We start from the raw sequence: 20,614 nt of genomic DNA, 5'->3' as shown, positions 1-20,614 counted from the left end.
CAAGGGGGCACATAGAATAGACTAGCGAAAAGCGGGCGCCGCCGGGCGTATGACAAACGAGACGCCGCCAGGCAATAGGGTACAAGGGGTAAAGGCTAACGTAAAAAACCAGGGACGATTGCCAATTTTTACGTTAGCCGAATAAGCGCCGGTCATCTGACCGGCGGGCTAGTTAATGCTTCCAGTGGTATTTATGGGCTTTTTGTTCCATTTCGGTGGCGGTTTCATCCGGCATAAACGCCCGGTTATCCTTTTCAAAAAAGAACGGCTTGCGGGTTTTCTGTGCCCCCAATTCATTCATGGTAGCAGCTTCATAAATACGTCCGTTTAGTACGGTGTACTCCACATATTCGCTACGGGATAAATCGTTCAGTACATCACCGTCCATCACTACCAGGTCCGCCAGTTTGCCCTTTTCAATACTGCCAATATCCCTGGCCATACCAAGATGGCGAGCACCATCGATGGTGGCGGCACGTAGCGCTTCAAACGGCGTAAAGCCGCCCTGTTGCATCAGCCACATTTCCCAGTGAGCTGCCAGGCCCTCACGCTGACCATGTGCGCCAATATGCACGCTTACACCGTTGTCGCGGAGCGTTTTGGCATAGGCGGCCACATTTTGGTGATTATACTGATTGTCTGGCGCGGTAGGGCGGCGAATAGCGCGCGCATCGAGCAAATATGAGGGGGTATAACGTAACAAACGTGGGTTTTTCCACACTTCGGTACGGTCGTACATATATTCTTCCCCCATCATACCGCCATAGGACACCACGAAAGTAGGTGTATAGCCAAACTTAGTGGCTTTCCACAATTGCGTGACATCGCTGTAACCGCGTTCAATTGGCAAGCTATGCTCAAGGCCCGTATGGCCATCTACCAGCATCGACAGATTCTGTTGCAGCTTACCGCCGCCCTCTGGCACTACCATCATTTTTTGTTTGCGGGCGGCCCACAGAATTTGCTGGCGTTGGCTACGCGCCGGCTGGTTATAGCTTTTCACCGAAATGGCGCCAGCTTCTTTTAGCCGCTGTACGTGGAAATAGGCGTCGTCATAGTCATTTATAATGGCTTTATAACCTACGGCCTCGGCACCGTACAATATAGCGCCGGTAGAATAAATGCGTGGCGCCACGATGTTACCGGTTCGCTGCAATTCAGCCGCCGCAAAAATTTCGGTTGTATCGTTGGAAGGATCGTGGATGGTAGTTACCCCAAAGGCTACATTAGAGTACTGCCCCCAGTTTTGCTGTGGAATGATTTCGTTGCGCCCCTGATCGCCATGAGCATGGGCATCAACCAAACCCGGTACGATGGTTTTGCCTGCGGCGTCGACTCGCATGGCATCGTCAGGAATACTTACCTGATCGCGTGTACCTACTTCCACAATACGATTGTCTTTGATCAGTATCACGCCGTCTTCGATAACCTCTTGCTGCTTGTCGGCGTTCCGCATAGTGACGATGGTGCCACCTACCAATGCTTTATAGCCCACGGGTTTATCTGCTTTGGCGCTGAAGGACAGGTTCATACCCTGCTCTTCGGGTTCAGGCAGTGTCTTACCTGCATGGTCAAGGTCAAAGGCCTGCGACAGTTTACGCGAATAGTATTGCGGACCGTGGAACCAGCCCACCGCGCTACTGTCAGGTTTCCAGCTAAGGTATTCGCCGGCCCGCGCAGACAGCTGAGTTACCGGTAAAGCCGTCATATCCGGGGCAAGCGTGACTTTTTTGCCGTTATTTACAAAGGGGGCGACATAAGTTTTAAATTGATGGACAAACGCTACCCATTGATTATCCGGGGACAAGCGATATTCACTGATTTTGTCAGCGCCATACAAATGGATTTTTTTGTCATGACCGTTCAGGTTGACACTGCTAAGCTGTGTTTCCGGATACGGGGTGCCGCCTACCGCTTCGGTAAAGTAAACCCGTGCATTGTTACCGGAAAAATGGGCATTATAGCCATCCGGCGACACTTTGGTGGGTTCGCCACCCGCTATGTCAGTAACGTACAGCCCAGGTTCCAGTGAGTATTTTGAATCAAGTAAATAACCACCAGTGAATTTACGGTATACCAGTTTACTGCCATCAGGCGATAAGGCAGGTTCCATATAATGGCCTGGTGTGGGGGTAAGAATTTTCTCACCACTGCCATCAGCCTGAATCATGCGCACGTCACCTAGCTTCTGGTCGTTCCAGGTGGTGTACACGATTGACTGACCATCAGCAGAATAACGCGGGTAATACTCATCGTGCTTATTTTGCGTAGTCAAACGGCGCATCTTACCAGAGGCAATGTCCTTGATATAAAGCTTCCCCAAAGCCTGAAACAACATCGTTTTGCCATCAGGGGATTGTTGCGACCAGCGAATCATTTTGATATCAACGTTATCCGGTGCCACGTCAACATCAAAGTGCAGTGCATCGGCGTAACGCAGCTCGGCTTCCACCGACACCGGGATATCCTTAATGGTTTTGCTTTGGATATCAATTTTGTGGAAGGTACCGCCCGTCCAGTACACCAAGCCACTGGCATCAGGCAGCCAATCAAAATAGGCGTAATAGCCTTCTGACCCAAAACCTTCCTGCATGTCACGTTCCAGCGATAAGGTTAGGGGCGTTTCTTCACCAGTCGTAAGGTTCTTAATGAACAGGCCAGTTTTATTTTTGACTCTGCGCACAAAGGCTAAGTATTTACCATCCGGAGACGGCGTAGGCACGATGGCGCCGCCAGTGCCGCTGACAAAACGATGCTCTTGACCGGTTTCGCGGTCATACCGGGTAATAGCAAAAATACCTTCCAGGGGATCGCGGTTATAATCAAAACCCGCCCCAGGCAAAGTATTTTCGGTGTAATAAATGTACTTACCATCATGGGAAAACACCGGGTCAGCAATATTTTGCTGGTCGGCAGGGCCATTGACCCTGGCTTTTATCTGTAGGCCATCACCGCCATCAATGTGATACATCCAGATCTCTCCGGCCGGGATACTGCGGCTAGACATAATGCCTTTGGTAGCAACCAGATACTGACCGTCAGGACTCCATTTTGGCGAGTGAATCAGGTTGTTTTTTTCCTGGCTCACCTGGCGCAGGTTGCTGCCATCGCTATGCATCACCCAGATATTGGAAATACCGCCCCGGTCGGAAATAAACGCGATTTTGCTCCCATCTGGCGAAATAGCTGGCTCAATGTTCCAGCCGAAGTCAGCAGTCAAGGCAGTGGCTTTGCCCCCGGACAGCGGCATTTTATAGAGGTCACCCAGCATATCAAACACCATGTAGCTTCCATCGGGGGAAACCGACAAACTAGACCAGGTTGTTTGTTCCGTAGAAATCGTCACAGCGTGGGTATCAAATGGCGGCTTAAGTACGTTCCAATCGCTATTGTCGGATTCGGCGGCTATGGTGGGGCCGGCAGTACTGAATAAAAGGCCGATAGCGGAGGCCAGCAAAGCGCGGCGAAGGGGCATAGTCATGTGTGTTAACCCTGTATTATTTTGATCTTTTTTGAGGGGGTTAACTTAGCTGCAATTAGCTTGTATTGCAAAAAGTGATAGCGTGATACAAATCAGCGGCTATGAAACTGCTGTAAACCATGCAGAACATCGGCAGCTATACTCAGGATAGCTGCCGTCAGTAAGGTTACGTCATCGTTTACGTTTACTATTTAGTTGTTAATATGGAAAATGTCTGGAAATTGTTTATACACTTGCTCTCTAAGCTTTTTCCATACTTTCCAATTTTATGACGCGCATGACGTTTCTTATTGAGGAAATCATTATGCATTTTCCAGAGAAAGTATAACAGGGAAGGTATGGATGAATTGACTATTTGTATTCTCTGCTTGGATTAAGGCATTCATAGCTCTACCTAACTCGTTTAATGTACTTCCCAGAGAGATGGACAATGAAAAGCTTAAGATATTAATAGAAGAGGGTAAAGTGGGATTTACCAAGGATATTTTAGATGCTTTTGCTGACAAGAATGACTTGCAAGTGCAATTTTTTTCGAAAAATATTCCACAATATCTGGATAATCCAGGGGATTACGAACTTAATGATGATTTAAAAGAGGCTCTTCTTCAAACTGAAATTAGTATAAGCTCTAAGATTGAATTAATCAGATTGATGAGCCTTGAAGACTTAGTAAACCGTCCTGAAAGAGCTTCATTAATAGGGCAAATAATTATCGATTCCAATGCGCAAATATCCGGCCTTGATAGTGCAATTGTACAATCTTTAATACGAAATTCGACTCGAGTTGAAACAAAAATCAAACTTTTTAACAAATTCCACTCCTTACTGGAAGAAGCTGAAATACGACAAGTTCTGATAGATTTACCAAAACCATTTTCTGAAATTAAAACTGGCTACCACTCACCTAAATTAAAGAACACACCTGAAAATACGGCATTGGCCCAATGGCTTGATTCGCGGAATATAATTTCATCATGGAGTGAGAGCAGTCTTTTCACTAACGAGATAAAGGTAAATCTTTACAGACGATGACAATTGACGACAAGGAAGCCTCAGACTGACGCCAATTTAGAATTTTCATTTTAGCGATTTATCATTCATCGATGCTATGAGTAGAGAAAGCCCTTCATGTGGGTCTGCATCAATTATCTCGCACAACTCGATGAACTCAACCAGCTCAACCTTTCGCCGAGCTTGTTCAATTTTTCCCAATATGGAATGGTGTTTGCCCCATCTTTCCGAGACCTCTCGCAAAGTTAAAGACTGTTCTTCACGTTGTGCTTTTAACCACAACCTGAGTTTGTCGTAATGTGAGGAATAGACTGATGTTTTCATTGTCTCGATGATAGAGACGAAGTACACTGTCGCGAATTTCGAGACATAAGTTTGGCAATCGAGAACTAAATTATGCCTAAAAAGCAATACGATATTGATTTTTATGATTTTATTGAGGATCTAGGCTTACACACTTTTACCGTGAATGATGTAACGAAGCATCTTTTGGAGCGATATCCCAACGACTTTGACAAAAAGAAAAATGCCACTCAGTTTGTTTATCGCCACTTAAAACGGCTTTCAGAGGATGGACGAATCTCGGCTATTCACGGGATACGTGGCAGAGCGATCGTTTTTCGGTGGTCTTCTGAGTCGAAAGAAGATTCAAAGTTACCTCAACTAACTGAGCATGATAGAAACAAAGCTGATGACATTATAGCCACAAAGCTTCAAGAGAAGATTCGACATTACAAAACGGAAATGCTGATGAATATGGGAGAAACTGAGGCTTACTCCGAGTGGGTGCAAGAAATGCCTGATTTTGCAGAGCATGTTAAATCTCATTATCAGAATACGCGAGAGCAAGCAAAGCTAATGTTGGGCAAAGTAAAGGGATTTGAACGTTTACTTTCTGAGTATGAAGCTCGATTTTCATGAGATTGAGAAATTGGCAGCAAAGAGCTATTGAAACCGCTCTACAAAAATTTAAATCGGCCTTTACTAATTTTTTATGCCTTGCAACGCCAGGTGTAGGAAAGACTGTCATGGCATCTGCACTTGCGGATATCCTCCTAAAGCAAGATAAAGTCGACTTCGTTTTATGCTTTTCTCCGTCGACTGTCGTAGCAAATGACTTTAGAGTTGAACTTGAAGCGATAACTGGAAAACGTTTTTGTGGTGGACTTGGCGCAATAGGTTCATCACTGACTTACCAAAGTATGAGGCATTTGGACGATACGTTTTGGCAGCTTTTGAGTAGCTACCGAGTGTTTGTGATTTTTGATGAAATACATCACTGTGCAGGTAACCAAATTGAAAATGCCAATGCCTGGGGGGCAGAGATTTTAAAGCATATTCAAGGGCGAGCAGTTTATACCATAGCGTTGACTGGAACTCCTTGGAGAAGCGACACTATTCCCATTGCTCTTGCAAATTACATAGGTGAGCATGGTCGTTTACACGTAGATTACAGCTATGATCTAAAGCAGGCTATCAAAGATGGCGTTTGTCGCGTTCCGCATCTCACTCTTGTAGATAACGAGCTTATTACTGTTATTGAGGATGGCGGTAAAGAAAATTTTCAATCGATAACCAAGTTTTTAGAAGATAGTACCCTTCCATACTCAGAAATCATTTTCCATGATGAGGTTTTACGGGAAACACTGGAGCGTGGGATTGTTCGATTGAACAAAGAACGATTAATTGCTGAAGATGCAGGAGGCTTAATCGTTGCATCATCGATCTCTCACGCTAAAAAAATCCAATATTTGTTAAGTCAACTTGGTGAATATAGCAAAGTTGTGACATACCAAGAAAGTGAACCTGAACGGTTGATTCAAAATTTCAAAAGAAGTAATGAAAAATGGATTATCTCGATTGGCATGATAAGCGAAGGAACAAATATTCCCCGCTTACGAGTCTGTTGCTATCTCTCACTAGTAACAACGGAACTCTACTTCAGGCAAGTGTTGGGGCGAGTTTTAAGAGCGCAAAATAATGATCGCGAAATGGGGTATTTTATCACTCCAGCGCACCCTCGCTTACTCGAATTTGCAAGTAGAGTTGCTGGAGAAGTACCACATTGTGCAGTTCTGAACTCTTCAAATATAGATGATTTGGATTTTACGAGGTCACGCGTATTAATTGGTGACTCTTCTCTATGCTTCAATCCACAAGTAATTACTAAAACCGTTGCCGAAAAGGAATTCGATGAGGGTCTTCGTAACGATCTGCTTCCTTTATGGTACGACTCGACAATAGACTCATTTGGTCGCTTCCGGCAGAAAATTTTCATGTTGTAAATCTGATCTACACTTTTTCAGTGCTAAAAGGTTTGTTGCAAATGAAAAACTATAAATGAAAAGAAAACGACCGTTTGTTTCGGCTCACAAGCCTTCCCAGATTGTTGGCGAATTTTACTTGCCCGTGCGTAAATAAACTCGTAAATTAATCTATGTAAAGAAAACCTACCTTTTTTTGAATTACAGAATGAAAATCGGTTATGCGCGAGTCAGTACGGACGAACAATCCGACAGTGCTCAGCTAGATGCATTACAAGAAGCTGGATGCGAAAGAATCTACCAAGAAAAAGGTAGTGGTAAGTCTCGCCCAAGACCTGAACTAGAACGAATGACCGACTCTCTTCGTGCCGGTGACGTGGTTGTTGTTCAACGACTCGATCGCTTGGGTCGAAGCTTGAAAGATTTAATTGAGCTCCTTGATGAATTTAAACAGCAAGGTGTTCAGTTTATTAGTTTGAATGAGAGCATTGATACCACGACGGCAGTGGGTGAGTTGGCTTTTCATATGATTGGTTCAATCGCGCATTTTGAAAGGCGCATAATTTCCGAGCGAACCAAGGCTGGGCTTGCGGCTGCCAGGGCCAGGGGCCGAAAAGGCGGGCGCAAAGCCAAACTGACCCCTTCAGACATAAGAAAAGCGCATGCGATGTTACTCGATCCTGATGTGACTAAGGCCGAAATAGCAGAACATTTTGGGGTAAGCCGCCCCACACTCAATAAAGCGCTTAATAAAACTGCTATTAAGTGTTTAGATTAGAAAATAACGACAGCACTTAGTATCAAGTTCCAGATGCAACATTGAGCTCGGAGTTTGGCGATTGTGGCATCACCTCATCTACGAAACTGTGCGTGAAAACTGTTTTATGTGAAGACATTAATGGAAGATAAAAAAGAATACATCGACTTATATGACGGGATTCAACCTCCGCACTTATCATTTTACAGTCAAGCAATTAGATTTAACTTGGAGTCCGCAATATATTCTGTTGAATCTGTTACCAATATTTTAGGAGAGGCGGATACATAAGAAAAGTTGTCTGTTGCTACAGATGCAATTCTTGATGCAGTGCAAAATATGCTTGTTCACACGGCAAACTTGGCGAAGTATTTTTGGGAAACAAACAAAGGGCAGCATAAGATCCATAGGAAAAGAGCACAAAATCTAAGAAAAGTTTTTGATGTCTCAAATAACAGTGTGCTCAAGAATAAAGACCTTCGGAACCATCTTGAACACTTGGATGAAAATATAGACAAGTACCTCTGGTCAAAACCAATCGTTGGTAGAATTTTCCCCGCTTATGTAGGGCCAGAAATGGTGAGAGATAATGTTCCATATCATTTCTTCAGAGCATTTTTCACAGACTCAGGAACTTTTGAGTCTTTAGGCTTACGGTTTGAGATGCAGCCCATAGTTGATGAGCTATATAGCCTTTATAGAAGAAGTTTCGGTGAGACAAAAACATAAGATGGATTGGTCGTCATTTGAACTGACAGATCTGATAACAGGGTGGTATCAATTCTGACAGTCTGTTGCGTACCTTGAGTTCAATCGATGGGCGCAACACATCGGTTAAATTGAATTAGTCTCGACTTAATCTGACACTTCTTCTTGAAAAGATGAGAGTTACCCGTTTTGATAAAGGTGTCGAATCTTTAATCAAAACAAAATAGGTAACTCTCATGTTGCATACTAGCAATCCAATCATCAAACACAAAGCAGGACTGTTAAATCTGGCTGAAGAGCTGGGCAATGTATCGAAGGCCTGCAAAGTGATGGGCGTGTCTCGTGACACGTTTTATCGGTATCAGGAGTTGGTTGAAGAAGGCGGTGTTGATTCGCTGATTAACCGTTCAAGACGCACACCTAATCTCAAGAACAGGGTCGATGAGCAGACCGAACAAGCTGTCATAGCTCACGCCATTGAGTTTCCCGCTCACGGTCAAGCCAGAACAAGTAATGAGCTGCGTAAAGCAGGCGTGTTCGTTTCAGGCAGCGGTGTTCGCTCGATATGGCTCAGACATAATCTGGAAAACTTCAAAAAGCGACTTGCCGCACTGGAAGCCAAAGTTGAAAGCGAAGGCATCATTTTGACCGATGAGCAGGTTGCCGCGCTTGAGAAGAAAAAGCAGGATGATGAGGCCTGCGGTGAGATTGAAACACACCATCCCGGCTATCTAGGCTCGCAAGATACCTTCTACGTCGGCAACCTCAAAGGTGTCGGCCGCATTTACCAGCAAACCTTCGTTGATACCTACAGTAAAATTGCGTTCGCCAAGCTCTACACGACCAAAACGCCAATCACCTCGGCCGACATCCTCAACGACAGAGTGTTGCCGTTCTTTGAGGCTCAGGAGCTGCCCATGCTGCGGATTCTGACAGACAGGGGCACAGAATATTGTGGCAAAGTGGAACAGCATGATTATCAGCTCTACTTAGCCATCAACGATATCGACCACACAAAAACCAAGGCGCGACATCCGCAAACCAATGGGATCTGTGAGCGATTCCACAAAACCATCCTGAATGAATTCTATCAGGTCACCTTCCGCAAAAAGCTCTATGACTCGCTGGAAGCATTACAGAAAGATCTGGACGAGTGGCTGGAATACTACAACAATGGAAGGACTCATCAGGGCAAAATGTGCTGCGGCAGAACGCCAATGGAAACATTAACCGATGGGAAGCAGATTTGGGCTGAGAAGAACTTAGCTCAAAGCTAATCTGACACTGGCACCGTGAAACGGGTAACTGTCAGATCAGGTCTGAGCTAGTACAGTTAAATTTCTGTGCTGGTGTTTCATAGTCTAACGTTTTTCTTGGTCTTTCGTTAAGTTGTCTCGCTACGCTGCTAAGTTTTTGTTGGCTGTGTACTGATAAGTCGGTACTTTTTGGAAAATACTGCCGTAGTAATCGATTGGTGTTTTCATTGGAACCACGTTGCCACGGTGAGTAAGGATCACAAAGATAGACTTTTATATCAGTGGCTAGAGTGAACTGTTTGTGGTCTTTAATTTCTCTCCCCCTGTCCCAAGTTAGAGATTTATATAGTTCCTTAGGTAGCTTTTGAGCGTGCTTAATAAGTGCAGCAATCACGGTCGACGTTTTACTATCATCCACTTTTGCCAGCATTACGAATCGAGAGTGCCTCTCTACTAGTGTCGCTATGTAACTGTTGTTAGAACCACATATAAGGTCGCCTTCCCAGTGACCAGGTATCGCTCTATCTTCAACTGATGCAGGTCGCTCACTAATAGAAACGGCGTCAGGAATTTTTCCTAGACCTAACCTTTTCAGTGAAGATTGACGCGACTTGCGAACCACTCTTTTTGACCGCAAACACTTTTGCAGTTCTTTCTTTAGAGCGCTTCGCGTCTGAATGAAGAGTGTTTTATAGATGGTTTCGTGAGACACGTACATTTCCTGATTATTGGGGTATTGTCGCTTTAACCAACCTGCAATTTGTTGTGGTGACCATGCCCTTTTAAGCTTAACGGCTATCAGCTTACATAAATCTGGAGAGTCAATTAACTTACATGGCTTAGGTCTCAATGCTTCGTCCCATGCTCGTTGTTCAGCTCTTACGGCACGGTAGTGCTTCAGCCCACCATTTCTTTTTACTTCACGGCTAATTGTAGATGGCGCTCTAGACAAACGTCTGGCAATTTCTCGAATGGATTGTTTACCGACTAAGCATCGTGATATTTCTTCTCTTTCATCAAGCGAAAGAGACTGTAGATGTCTTTTTCGTTCTGGTGGCCGATACCCACCAGTTTGATAAATGGTTGGCATAATAGAAGAGTGAAAGCGGTCAAACATTCTAGCGATATCATGCAGCGAATCACCTCGCTTATACCTGTCCCAAATAAGTGCTTTCTGTTCTGGTGAGTAATAGATACGTTTTCTTTGTTTCATGGCAACATTCCTCCTTTAATAAGGATAGCGTTGCACTCACCAATTGAACTCAAGACGTAAAGCAGCCGTTGGCTTGCTGCGTCTTTTAGGTAGTTACGTTCAATTAGCGGATTACTGCATCTAGTGATATTTGTGATAAGTTTCATAGTTAAAACAGACTTTAACTTCCCATTTCAAAGTTTGTGAATTGTAGAGATTTACTGCTTTTAGCAATATGAACGTATTGGAAAGTTTGACTCATGCCCGAGCGTTACCATATTGTGGTGCCAACAGATTAGAATCAAAAATACCTACACAGTGCTCCTAACCATAACAAAGATGAAATTGCGATAGCCACGAAAACACCCGCTGAGCCTAAGTCTTTTGCTAAGCCTGACAGTGGGTGAATCTCTTTTCCGATACGGTCAATAGTGACTTCAATTGCAGTATTGACAATTTCAGCGAACAGGACGAAGAGTATGGAGGAAAGTAAAATCGCCTTTTCCATATAGGGTATAGACCAAAGAGCAAGCACTCCCCCTGCTAAGATAAGTAAGATAAGTTCTTGGCGGAACGCTGATTCGTTTTTAACAAGCCATGATATAGCTCTTACAGAGTTTTTCATTGCTAATACAATACGCAACATACCCTTTGGTTTGGCTTTAGGGTCGAAATGCATTTCTGATGTGGTTTCGTCTATGACTCGCATTTTCGTAAAATATCCTGAGTGGGTTGGTAGGTGCTGCTTTGCACATTAGTAAGACCAAGTAATGTGTCAAAAAGGTTGTCCTGCGAATAAGGATGACTGGATAACGAATTTACACAATCACTATATTGGGGTTGGCTAAACCTGGAGGCCCAATAAACCATTGGTACATGAGTTTGCTCAACAGGCGCTAAATTATAGGGGAAACCGTGCAAATAAAGCCCTTTCTCTCCCAATGACTCACCATGATCCGATAAATAAAGCATCGACGAATTAGGAATAGTGGAAAGCTGTTCAATAATCTGGCCTAGCACGTAGTCTGTGTATGCAATAGTATTATCGTACGTATTTGTCAGCTCTGCCTCTTCACAATTTTGAATATCACTTCTGGGACAATCGGGCACGAACTTAGCAAATTTCTCTGGGTATCTCCGGTAATAGGTAGGCCCGTGTGAGCCAATCATATGTAAGACTATAACTCTATGTTCTTTAGATGGCCTTGAAAGAGTTTCTCTTAAAAGGTCAACAAGTACCTCATCATAACAATAATCTCCATCGCACAACTTGGGATCTCTTGACGGGTTGAAGTCTATAGTCTCTACCCTCTTGCATACTCCTTTACAGCTACTGTTATTGTCAATCCAGGTGACGTCAACACCTGCACGATGAATGATGTCTAAAACATTGTCCTGACTGTCTGCAATACGCGAATCATAATTTTCTCGTGAAAGTCTTGAGAACATACATGGCACGGAGACTGCGGTAGCAGTGCCGCAAGATGTCACCTTGCTAAAACTGATTGCACCTGCGTTCTGGATATTAGGCGTAGTACGCCTCGAATAGCCGTTGCTTGAAAACTTGTCAGCTCTGGCCGTTTCGCCAACCACAAACACTGTAGTAGACGGATGTATATCAGCATTCCCTTTTATGTAGGGACGCTTGTCTAATACTTTGTAGGATAAAGGCGGATAGAAGTAAGTGTCCCGAAGGTACTTGTACCCTGAATCATAAAAGGCGTAGGGAATAATATACTTCGTTAGGTCTTTGTTATTTCTGCCGACAGCTGCATAGCTCTTAAAAAGGAACGTGGCTATAATTGCAATACCCAATAAAGCTAATAAGTTCAGCACTAGAAGGTGCTTGATTCGAGCCTTGAGCTTCCCATTTAATTCCAGGTTAAAAATCGCAAATACAGGGATTAATCCCAATATAGAGAAGAATAAAAAAAGTGTTGAATTTAGATAGGAAAAGGCTTCACCAGAATTTGTTTCCATTACATTCTGTATCATGCTCTTATCGAAAATGACACCATAGGCCAAGGTGCCGTAAAGTAGAAGAGAACTTACAACGAAAGTAATTGCAACTGTGGTGCGCGGCAAAAATAGGGCACCAAAAAGACTTAGAAAAATAACATTAAAAAAGGTTAGCAAGAGCGGTACAGAGAGAAAAAACACCCACTCATTCAATGTTACAGGGGCTACAACTTCATAAACAGCAGACAGAAATGGTGCGTTGAATATTGCTGCGATAAATAATGAAGAAAGTAAAATGAACTGAGCTGATGTAGGATTGAAATTTAGTGTTCTTGGAAATTTCACAATAAGGTTCTCGTGTACTTCTTAGCACACAAGTTACCTGTTAAAACTTAAATAACGCTTAAGAAAAACTGTGGAATGAAAATTTTCGCATTATTTTTTAATTGTATGAAAATATGTAACCCTCACGTAACGGGCCTGTCTGGGATATAACTAAAGATCTCAGTCGTCGTTCTCGTAAGCGGACATTTTTCGGTTAATGCCTCGTGCGATAATAGAACCCAGTGGACGCGATGTGCATATCCTACAGACGTTGCCATTTCTTTTTTAAAACAATCGTTGCGTACGTGTTTTTCATCTACGAGGATATATCTTCCCTTGTCAGTCTTCTCCAGCCACTGGTAGGCGGCAGATAATTGCTCATCAGTAGGGGTATGATAGCCAAAGTGGACGATGGGATAAGGCGAGAAGAGAATAAACTGTTCAGAAAAATCAACAAGTGCAATAGTTGCATCATGTTTGCCAATTTCTTTTTCAATATTTCCAAATACGCTTTTAGGGGTTTTTACATCTTCAAGTAAAGTGTAACCCCATGTAGCGTACATGCCCCAAAGAGTACACAAGAAATAAGGCCAGGCTTTCCAGTGCTTCCCTCTAGAAGTAATCACCGTAACCAGACACGTCAGTACCCCCGTTACTAAAAAAAACATCCACGGAGAAAGCCCGAACTTTTCTTCTAATTTTAGGGCGAATGATGCTTCTACTATGCCGGAAAAACCAAACCCCAATAAGCCTACTGATAATAAAAATACAACAGCCCACATAAGCCAGGAAAATACTTTTTTATTAACAACTGAATCAAAGTAAGGCGCAGAGATCAGTGCCAGCATCGGCAATGCGGGTAATATGTACACTCCCCGTTTGCCAGGACTTACGCTGAAGAAAAGTAGGACAAGTACAATCCAACCCAACGGTAAGAGTATGCGGGCATCACCTTTTTTAATTGCGCGATACCAAAATGGGATGAGCCATGGAAGAGCGATGCTAATTGGCAGCCAGAATAATGGAATAACCTCAACGAGGTAATACCAGAATGGCTTTATGTGATGCCAGGAATCAGCATATCGAGTGACCGTTTGCCTGAAAAGAATGTTATCTCTATATAGAGCAAGTGATGGATCGTGGCTATTTTCGACCAATATCAACATAGGTACAAACCATAGTGATATAGCCAGTAACATCACCACTGCACCCATTAACCACGGTAATACGGAGTTTTTCGTTTGGTTCTTAGTTATGTCCCGCTGAGGCCAAACGCGTTGATGTATCAAGTATGGTATCAGCATCAGGACTGGTAAAAATCCGACCCCTTTTGTGATGACGCCAATACCCATGAAGAAAAAGGCGAGGTAATACCAACGCCATCGTCTTTCAACTAAGAAAAAGCGCAGAAGACCATAGCATCCTATTGTTATCCAGCAGCAGACCATTGCGTCTATTTGTGCAGACTTGGCCTGAAGCAAAAATTGAAAACTCAATAAAAGAAGTGACGTTGCGATCAGCGCTTCTTTTGTACTCCACAGTCGTTTTGAGATGTCATACACCAAAAAAAGTGTGAGTAGGCTGCATAAAGCAGATGGGAGCAGAAAGGCAATCTTAATTGACCCGAATAGCGCAAAGAAAAAAGCGATAGACCACATAAACACAGGTGGTTTATCAGGATAAAACTCTTCCGCTCTGGCTGGAAAGAACCACTGACCTGTTTCAACCATTTCTTTTGCAACTTGTGCAAAACGAGGTTCGTCAGCAGGCCAGGGATCTCTTAACCCAAGCCCGATAAATATCAACACGCTAGCCAGTACAAAAAGCCAGAAAGTATAGTTTGGGTGCTTGTTCTTATGTTTAATGGCTAAGCTCGTCTGATTCATTGCTACATTTGCTGCTTTTTGTGAGTGAACGAAGAGTTTTATCGTCATTATGTTGACGACGATAAACCTTAAAAAGATATGCGCTTAGCAAGCTGGAAATCCCGAATAATAGGGCGCTTATGATTATTTTAAGTTCAGAGTTGATTAATACACCCTTACCCATCAATGCAAAAACCGCCATTTGAGGGATGTAGCCAATAGTAGACCCAAGAATAAAAGAGCGTCGTGGAATCTTTGAAACGCCAGCAAAAATGTTTGTGAGTAGATTATTTCCTACTGGCAACAGTCTAATGATAACGGACTTAAGAAAGGGAGAGCGAACTAGAAAGTGGTCTAACTTGCGCACCCGCATTTCAAAGTGTTGAATAATAATCGGTCTAGCGAAATATCGGGATACTGCCATAACTGTTGCACAGCTGAGGGTAGCTGCTAATGTTGAATAGATGACACCTTCAGCAAATCCAAAGGCATACCCCCCATAAATGCGACTAACTGGCGTGGAAGTCCGATAGAAAGTAAAAATACTGAGACGGCTAAAAATTTGGCTATCCCTGTCACTCCATTATTACGGGTATGCTTGTCTATCCACTCCTGATTAAATGCGTCAAATGAGGGAGAGACCGAAATCAAATGACTAAAAAACAGAATGGTAAGTACCAGAATGAAGAAACGAAGGAGACTGGAATTCAATTAGATACTCTCTTCATTTTCTAAGATGACATCATTAAGTTTATTACGTTTCTGAAGCCAATAAACTCCTGCCATATCAATTAGTCCGACCCCAAGCCGTCCTAACATATTATATTTTGATTTTCCAAATTGCCTGTCTCTGTGATTCACTTCAACAACTTTAATGATCCCACCTTGTCGCCGGATCAGTGCTGGCAGAAAACGATGCATATGGTCAAAATAGGGTAAATCGAGGAATGTTTGTTTTGGAAAGACCTTTAACCCACATCCGGTGTCAGGTGTATCATCATTAAGAAGTTTATTTCTTACCGAATTTGCTAGTTTTGACTGAAATCTTTTCCAAGCTGTATCCTTTCTGTTTTTACGATGACCAGCAATGCAAAAGTGACTCCCTAACGGAAATTGAGAGGCCATAGTCAGGAGGTTTGGTATATCAGCAGGATCATTCTGCCCATCCGCATCAAGTGTAACTACAAGTTCTCCATCAGCATGGCTCACCCCTGTCCAAATAGCTGTACTTTGTCCCACCGAATGCCTATGCCGTAGCACGTTAACTCTGTGAAAGCCACTCGCTTTCAGATAAAGCAAATTCTCAAATGTCTTATCCGTACTTCCATCATCGACATAGATGACTTCGAAGTTTGCTACATCTGTTAACGCGCTATAAATTTCCTCAATTAAGGGTTTTAAATTTTCTTCTTCGTTTCTCGCTGGTATAACAACTGAAATTCGCACGTAGCCCTCTGTCAAAGCCTCAAAATCAAGCAAATTCTATTTTCGATAAAAAAACACTAACAAATGAAACTTAAGGTAACCTTATGAAGAGTCTTTTAATTGAGGTAAAAATGTCCTAATCGCTCAGGAAGGAAGAAATAGGCTGTTAAGGAGTGAACGCTATAGGAATGTGTTTTGACCAGCTATCGTAGCACTTTCCCCCTAGACCCTGACCTGCACACACGAGCACCTTGTCTTGCTATGGAAAATATTTTGTCTTGAGGACCATGTGAGCGGCAAAACCAGTGCTTGAATCACCATAAGCAACAAAAAATTTCCAGCCAGACTCCGTGTAACGCTTTAGAATATTTAGTTTAAACGTTTTAAAGTTTTTTCGCTCAGCCATCGAATTCGCTACCTGAATACCCCTTTCTGGGAAATTGTATCCGAATAAATGAATTTGCCTATTGAACCGGAAGTATGAATTTCGCACAGTCAGATAGTTAATTTTTAAGCGGTTATTAGCGTACGATTGAACAAGTTCAAACGTATTTTCTCTTTCAGAATAAATTTATTATTTACAGTAGGTTAATGCTCCATCTATGTAAAAGTGACTGCTTTGCTGTCCACTTCCCCTTTAATGAGACAGTGCTGAACTAGAGTTTTCCAGTTTTGCCCGGTAAGCTGCCGGTGGCAGGTTACCCAGACTTTCATGTGTTCTTTCTTCGTTGTAATCCAGTCGCCAGAACCAGGCCATGTCTCTCACCTGACTGAGATTTTCAAACAAGTAAGCATCCAGAAACTCTCTGCGGAATGAACCATTAAAGCGCTCAACAAAACCATTTTGCTGCGGCTTTCCTGGCTGGATATAAACCAGCTCAATATTGTTGGTTTCACACCAATCTGTCAGCGTTGCCGAAATGAGTTCCGGGCCATTATCCATACGCAGCTGAGTGGGTAATCCACGCTCAGCTTTAAGCTGTTCTAGCACGCGTACGACACGGCCAGCGGGCAGTGATGTGTCAACTTCAATAGCAAGGCACTCCCGCGTGCCTTCATCCACTACATTCAGTGTTCTGAACCGTTTGCCGCAATACAAAGTGTCATGCATAAAGTCCAACGCCCATTGGTGGTTTGCCTGATCCAGTACTTCTAAAGGCTGTGCTATTCGCTTGGGCAGTACCCGTTTGGTTCTGCGCCTCAGATTCAACCCCATCTGGCAGTAAACGCGATAGACACGCTTATGATTAAAGGTGAAGCCTTTGAAACGCATTCGACCAAAACACTTCCAAAAGCCTGCTCGCGGCGACTTCTCCAAGACCGCATTGATACCATCAATGACAGCAGCATCCGCTTTACGCCAGTCTCGTCCAGGACGATAAAAGGTCGCACGGCCAATACCAACGAACAGGCAGGCTTTTACGACGCTTAGCCCCGCATCAACCAAGATGCTGACGCATTCTCGTTTCTCTGCTGTCACCAACCCTTTTTTGCGACAAGTTCCTTAATGGCATTATTTTCTAAGCTGACATCGGCAAACATTTTTTTGAGCTTAGCATTTTCTTCTTCAAGCTCTTTTAGTCGCTTGACGTCTGAGGCTTCCATACCACCGTATTTGGACTTCCAATTGTAAAAGGTTGCACTGCTGATACCGTGTTGACGGCAAACTTCCTCAACCTTCATACCAGCATCAACTTCCTTTAACACCCCAATAATCTGAGATTCTGTATATCGTGATTTTTTCATAGTCGTCTCCTGCGTTAATCATTGCAGAAAACTCCAATTAAGTCTGTCTCAGTTTAGGGGAAGTGGACATTGCCACTCCTACCATTGTGGAAAAATTTCTGTAGAGGTAATTGTGCACCCACTAAACTAAGTAGCAGGACTAGTATAAGCCTTGATCGTTAGTCACAAGACGTTATTCATATTGAATATGATAACGAGATAAACTAAAGAGTTACTGAACGGAACCAGTCGATTTCTATTCAAAGAATCACTTATGCGCAGGTTGAGATATAAATGTTCAGTACCTTCTTCACTTAAGTTTTCTCATAAATGGGAGACAAATTAGGGTAATTCAAATTGATACACCTTGGAATAAAGCCCCTATTATCGAGCAGAAAAAGCCTCTTCAATTAGCACACAAATGGGTTATCAGAATTCGTTTAGAACTTTAAGGGCAAACTCGAGTCCTCGCATTATTTAATCTTGTGAAACTGAAAGTGTCAGGCGTGGTATGCGGACGTAAAGCTCTACGGAGAGCACACGTTGTTCAGCAAAAAACAGGCAGTCCTGTTCAATTTGAGATAATACCGAACACTGGAAAATAGATTTTAGCCTGGGTAAAGAAAACTTGGCTACGGGTTCTGACTACCTTTTGAAGTCACGCATCAATTCATCTTATGCTCATATCTACCAGTCAATTCAATCGTATTTTTCATAGATGGATTGACAAACTCAGGCTAGATACCCCTATACAGCCCCATTCGAAGCGTAGAACCAAGCCTTATCTTATCTATAAGAAGACAAAAACCTTCGGTTTGTCCAACTATTGCCCCGCCATAAGAAGTTAGAGAGCGCTGTCCGCTCTTTAGGCATCGAGGTGGACGACATAGAATCTATAAAAGTTTATGCTGCAAGGGGCTGCTTGTGGAGTCCTGTTGTAAGTAGAGCGGACATTTTTACCTTAAGCTCTCTTTTTGAGACCGATTAGTAACTTGTTTCGAACTGAGAAAGTACGCCCGCAACATTTAAATTGCGAGCGTTTTTTAGACGATAAAATGTTAGCTCTTTTGAGCTAACTTATCTTCAAGTCGAGAAATTTCTTGCTTTCTTCCTAAATCGGCAAGCGGGCGTCCTGCTCTAGCAGGAGCTTGTTTCGCTTTTTTGACAAACGCTCGTGCTTGGTCGTACTTACCATTGTCATATAAAAATTCAGCGTAAAAGTAGTTAGGGTCAATACCATCTGGGTTGATTTCAAGGGCATGCTTTAACAGTTTCTCCGCTTTCTTGTCATTGCCAAAGCTTATCGGCCAGCCCGGTAGTTTATGATAAAGCACCCCTAGGCTTGTCATGGCTGAACCTGCCAATGCATTTTCGTCTAATCGCATAGCCTGCTCAAAGCTCTTACGCGCAGCTTTGGCGTAATCGAGTGCACCTAACCCGCCTTTAGCCCCCGCTATGCTCGATTGAATAATGCCTTGCCAAATGACTAATTCAGGGTTGTTGGGTTCTTTACTAACAAAAAACTTCGCTTTTTCCATAAACGTGGCAAAGGCTTTTTCTTTTTGCTTATCCTCCAACTCATAGTTGATATGAGCCCATTCGTGTTGAAGTATAGAAAGAGGAGATTGAATCTCTTGCTGCATCGACGGGGTTGATACTTCGTTTAATGACTGTCTTACGTTATCTTGGGCAAATGTGTAACTTACAAAGCCCAGAGATAATGTAAGTAGAGTAATTCGGGTTACAAGGGCTAAATTTTTCATCATGATCGCTCCGGTACTAAATCACCTTACTAGATAATTCGTTGGTATTTTGCGCGTTGTCTATGCGTGCACTCTGCTCTCTTTTGCTGAATGTGTGGTGTTTAATAATGGGTAGCTTTTTCGCCAACGCGTTATCTACAATGGTGGGAAGAATGGCATTCAATTTGGCAAAGAATCGCTCAGCAAAGCCGATGCTAAAGCGAGTTTTGTTTTGCTCTACTAATTTAATAAGCGCTTGTGCAACAACTTCTGGAGTATCAACTTGATTACCCAGCGCTTTATTGAGTGCAACAGCTCTCTCGTCATTGATTTTCGTTGAGGTCGCTCGAGGCGCCAAATAGTGAAACCGAATGTTGCTGTTGTGATATTCGCGGTGCAGGGCTTCACTCCAACCTTTAATTCCAAACTTAGTCGCGCAATAAGTACTGTGAGCCGCAAAACCAATGCTACCGAGCGCTGATCCCACATTGACAACATGCGCCTGAGGACGCTGTGACAAAAGGGGAAGTAAGGCTTGAGTAAGCAACATGGGCGACAAAAGGTTAGTGGTCACCACTGACTCGATCGGTGCATTGGTAAATTCACCAACATGGGTTGTACCAGCATTGTTAATCAGCATACTCACCGGTAATCGCTCGCAAACGTGAATAAGCTTAACTCGACCTTCATGGTGCGATATGTCTGCAGCTACAATAGTATGGTGGTGTTTAAGCGACTGCTGTAATTCTTTTAGACGTATTTCATTTCTGCCAGTAAGAATGAGGTGTGCACCTTTTTCATCAAATGCTTTAGCAACGGCGTGTCCAATGCCACCACTGGCACCTGTTACTAGTATTACTTGATTTTGCCATTGAATATTCATAATACTTTACCTTGCGTTATCC

18 protein-coding genes are annotated in these 20,614 nt (G+C 43.2%); 6 read left to right on the top strand and 12 right to left on the bottom strand.

Annotation, left to right across the window (positions count from 1 at the left end; all coding sequences use genetic code 11):
• Positions 1-172: 172 nt before the first annotated feature.
• Positions 173-3,481, bottom strand: coding sequence for an amidohydrolase family protein (locus D0Y50_RS17150; protein WP_117318170.1), 3,309 nt, complete (start codon positions 3,479-3,481; stop codon positions 173-175).
• A 423-nt stretch (positions 3,482-3,904) separates the two neighbouring features.
• On the opposite strand from D0Y50_RS17150, the gene D0Y50_RS17145 reads away from it, so the two are divergent.
• The 6 genes from D0Y50_RS17145 (at position 3,905) to D0Y50_RS17115 (ending at position 9,498) form a co-directional block, all read left to right on the top strand.
• Entirely contained in the window at positions 3,905-4,513 is a 609-nt protein-coding gene (locus tag D0Y50_RS17145; RefSeq protein WP_176582467.1) for a hypothetical protein, read from the top strand.
• A 375-nt stretch (positions 4,514-4,888) separates the two neighbouring features.
• Positions 4,889-5,413 carry a hypothetical protein gene (locus D0Y50_RS17135; RefSeq protein ID WP_176582466.1) on the top strand — a complete coding sequence of 175 codons (525 nt, stop codon included), beginning with the start codon at positions 4,889-4,891 and terminating at the stop codon, positions 5,411-5,413.
• Positions 5,410-6,777, top strand: a complete 1,368-nt coding sequence (locus tag D0Y50_RS17130; RefSeq protein WP_117318166.1) for a DEAD/DEAH box helicase — start codon at positions 5,410-5,412, stop codon at positions 6,775-6,777. Before D0Y50_RS17135 ends, D0Y50_RS17130 begins: the two co-directional genes overlap by 4 nt.
• A gap of 187 nt (positions 6,778-6,964) precedes the next feature.
• Positions 6,965-7,534 (top strand): recombinase family protein, encoded by a 570-nt coding sequence (locus tag D0Y50_RS17125; RefSeq protein WP_117318164.1) that lies wholly within the window; start codon positions 6,965-6,967, stop codon positions 7,532-7,534.
• A 276-nt stretch (positions 7,535-7,810) separates the two neighbouring features.
• Positions 7,811-8,242, top strand: coding sequence for a hypothetical protein (locus D0Y50_RS17120; protein WP_117318162.1), 432 nt, complete (start codon positions 7,811-7,813; stop codon positions 8,240-8,242).
• Positions 8,243-8,457: 215 nt separating this feature from the next.
• Positions 8,458-9,498, top strand: coding sequence for an IS481 family transposase (locus D0Y50_RS17115; protein ID WP_117315792.1), 1,041 nt, complete (start codon positions 8,458-8,460; stop codon positions 9,496-9,498).
• A gap of 31 nt (positions 9,499-9,529) precedes the next feature.
• Here D0Y50_RS17115 and D0Y50_RS17110 read toward each other — a convergent pair whose 3' ends face one another.
• The 11 genes from D0Y50_RS17110 to D0Y50_RS17065 all read right to left on the bottom strand — a co-directional run bounded on the left by D0Y50_RS17110 (position 9,530) and on the right by D0Y50_RS17065 (position 20,592).
• Positions 9,530-10,690, bottom strand: coding sequence for an IS30 family transposase (locus D0Y50_RS17110; RefSeq protein ID WP_117318160.1), 1,161 nt, complete (start codon positions 10,688-10,690; stop codon positions 9,530-9,532).
• 280 nt (positions 10,691-10,970) lie between these two features.
• Positions 10,971-11,378 carry a diacylglycerol kinase gene (locus D0Y50_RS17105; RefSeq protein WP_075607111.1) on the bottom strand — a complete coding sequence of 136 codons (408 nt, stop codon included), beginning with the start codon at positions 11,376-11,378 and terminating at the stop codon, positions 10,971-10,973.
• Positions 11,366-12,973 carry a phosphoethanolamine transferase gene (locus D0Y50_RS17100; protein ID WP_075607110.1) on the bottom strand — a complete coding sequence of 536 codons (1,608 nt, stop codon included), beginning with the start codon at positions 12,971-12,973 and terminating at the stop codon, positions 11,366-11,368. The genes D0Y50_RS17105 and D0Y50_RS17100 overlap by 13 nt, the downstream gene beginning before the upstream one ends.
• A gap of 122 nt (positions 12,974-13,095) precedes the next feature.
• Positions 13,096-14,838 carry an ArnT family glycosyltransferase gene (locus D0Y50_RS17095; protein WP_075607109.1) on the bottom strand — a complete coding sequence of 581 codons (1,743 nt, stop codon included), beginning with the start codon at positions 14,836-14,838 and terminating at the stop codon, positions 13,096-13,098.
• Complete coding sequence (locus D0Y50_RS17090; RefSeq protein ID WP_232366530.1) at positions 14,813-15,283, bottom strand: TVP38/TMEM64 family protein; 471 nt, start codon at positions 15,281-15,283, stop codon at positions 14,813-14,815. The genes D0Y50_RS17095 and D0Y50_RS17090 overlap by 26 nt, the downstream gene beginning before the upstream one ends.
• Complete coding sequence (locus D0Y50_RS19815; protein WP_232366294.1) at positions 15,268-15,528, bottom strand: hypothetical protein; 261 nt, start codon at positions 15,526-15,528, stop codon at positions 15,268-15,270. The genes D0Y50_RS17090 and D0Y50_RS19815 overlap by 16 nt, the downstream gene beginning before the upstream one ends.
• Positions 15,529-16,263: a glycosyltransferase family 2 protein gene (locus D0Y50_RS17085; RefSeq protein ID WP_075607107.1), complete on the bottom strand. Its 735-nt coding sequence runs from the start codon at positions 16,261-16,263 to the stop codon at positions 15,529-15,531.
• Positions 16,264-16,501: 238 nt separating this feature from the next.
• Positions 16,502-16,741: a hypothetical protein gene (locus D0Y50_RS20105; RefSeq protein ID WP_456300108.1), complete on the bottom strand. Its 240-nt coding sequence runs from the start codon at positions 16,739-16,741 to the stop codon at positions 16,502-16,504.
• Positions 16,742-16,879: 138 nt separating this feature from the next.
• A protein-coding gene (locus D0Y50_RS17080) for an IS3 family transposase (RefSeq protein WP_408640653.1) occupies positions 16,880-17,988 on the bottom strand; the annotation gives its coding sequence in 2 pieces (ribosomal slippage) (positions 16,880-17,736 and positions 17,736-17,988; 1,110 coding nt in all).
• Between the two features lie 1,037 nt (positions 17,989-19,025).
• Positions 19,026-19,610, bottom strand: a complete 585-nt coding sequence (locus D0Y50_RS17070) for a tetratricopeptide repeat protein (RefSeq protein ID WP_408640705.1) — start codon at positions 19,608-19,610, stop codon at positions 19,026-19,028.
• 136 nt (positions 19,611-19,746) lie between these two features.
• Positions 19,747-20,592 carry an SDR family oxidoreductase gene (locus D0Y50_RS17065; protein WP_075607105.1) on the bottom strand — a complete coding sequence of 282 codons (846 nt, stop codon included), beginning with the start codon at positions 20,590-20,592 and terminating at the stop codon, positions 19,747-19,749.
• Positions 20,593-20,614 lie beyond the last annotated feature (22 nt).

Origin of the sequence: Salinimonas sediminis, assembly GCF_003429285.1 — a bacterium.
GTDB lineage: Bacteria > Pseudomonadota > Gammaproteobacteria > Enterobacterales > Alteromonadaceae > Alteromonas > Alteromonas indica.
This window is presented reverse-complemented; position numbering and strand designations above follow the sequence as displayed.

Bases quoted from the DNA above. Each gene is read 5' to 3' on its own strand.
- D0Y50_RS17095 (WP_075607109.1), bottom strand. From the start codon at position 14,838: ATGAATCAGACGAGCTTAGCCATTAAACATAAGAACAAGCACCCAAAC.
- D0Y50_RS17070 (WP_408640705.1), bottom strand. From the start codon at position 19,610: ATGCAGCAAGAGATTCAATCTCCTCTTTCTATACTTCAACACGAATGG.
- D0Y50_RS17135 (WP_176582466.1), top strand. From the start codon at position 4,889: ATGCCTAAAAAGCAATACGATATTGATTTTTATGATTTTATTGAGGAT.
- D0Y50_RS17150 (WP_117318170.1), bottom strand. From the start codon at position 3,481: ATGACTATGCCCCTTCGCCGCGCTTTGCTGGCCTCCGCTATCGGCCTT.
- D0Y50_RS17115 (WP_117315792.1), top strand. From the start codon at position 8,458: ATGTTGCATACTAGCAATCCAATCATCAAACACAAAGCAGGACTGTTA.
- D0Y50_RS17110 (WP_117318160.1), bottom strand. From the start codon at position 10,690: ATGAAACAAAGAAAACGTATCTATTACTCACCAGAACAGAAAGCACTT.
- D0Y50_RS17065 (WP_075607105.1), bottom strand. From the start codon at position 20,592: ATGAATATTCAATGGCAAAATCAAGTAATACTAGTAACAGGTGCCAGT.
- D0Y50_RS17105 (WP_075607111.1), bottom strand. From the start codon at position 11,378: ATGCGAGTCATAGACGAAACCACATCAGAAATGCATTTCGACCCTAAA.
- D0Y50_RS17145 (WP_176582467.1), top strand. From the start codon at position 3,905: ATGGACAATGAAAAGCTTAAGATATTAATAGAAGAGGGTAAAGTGGGA.
- D0Y50_RS17125 (WP_117318164.1), top strand. From the start codon at position 6,965: ATGAAAATCGGTTATGCGCGAGTCAGTACGGACGAACAATCCGACAGT.
- D0Y50_RS17130 (WP_117318166.1), top strand. From the start codon at position 5,410: ATGAGATTGAGAAATTGGCAGCAAAGAGCTATTGAAACCGCTCTACAA.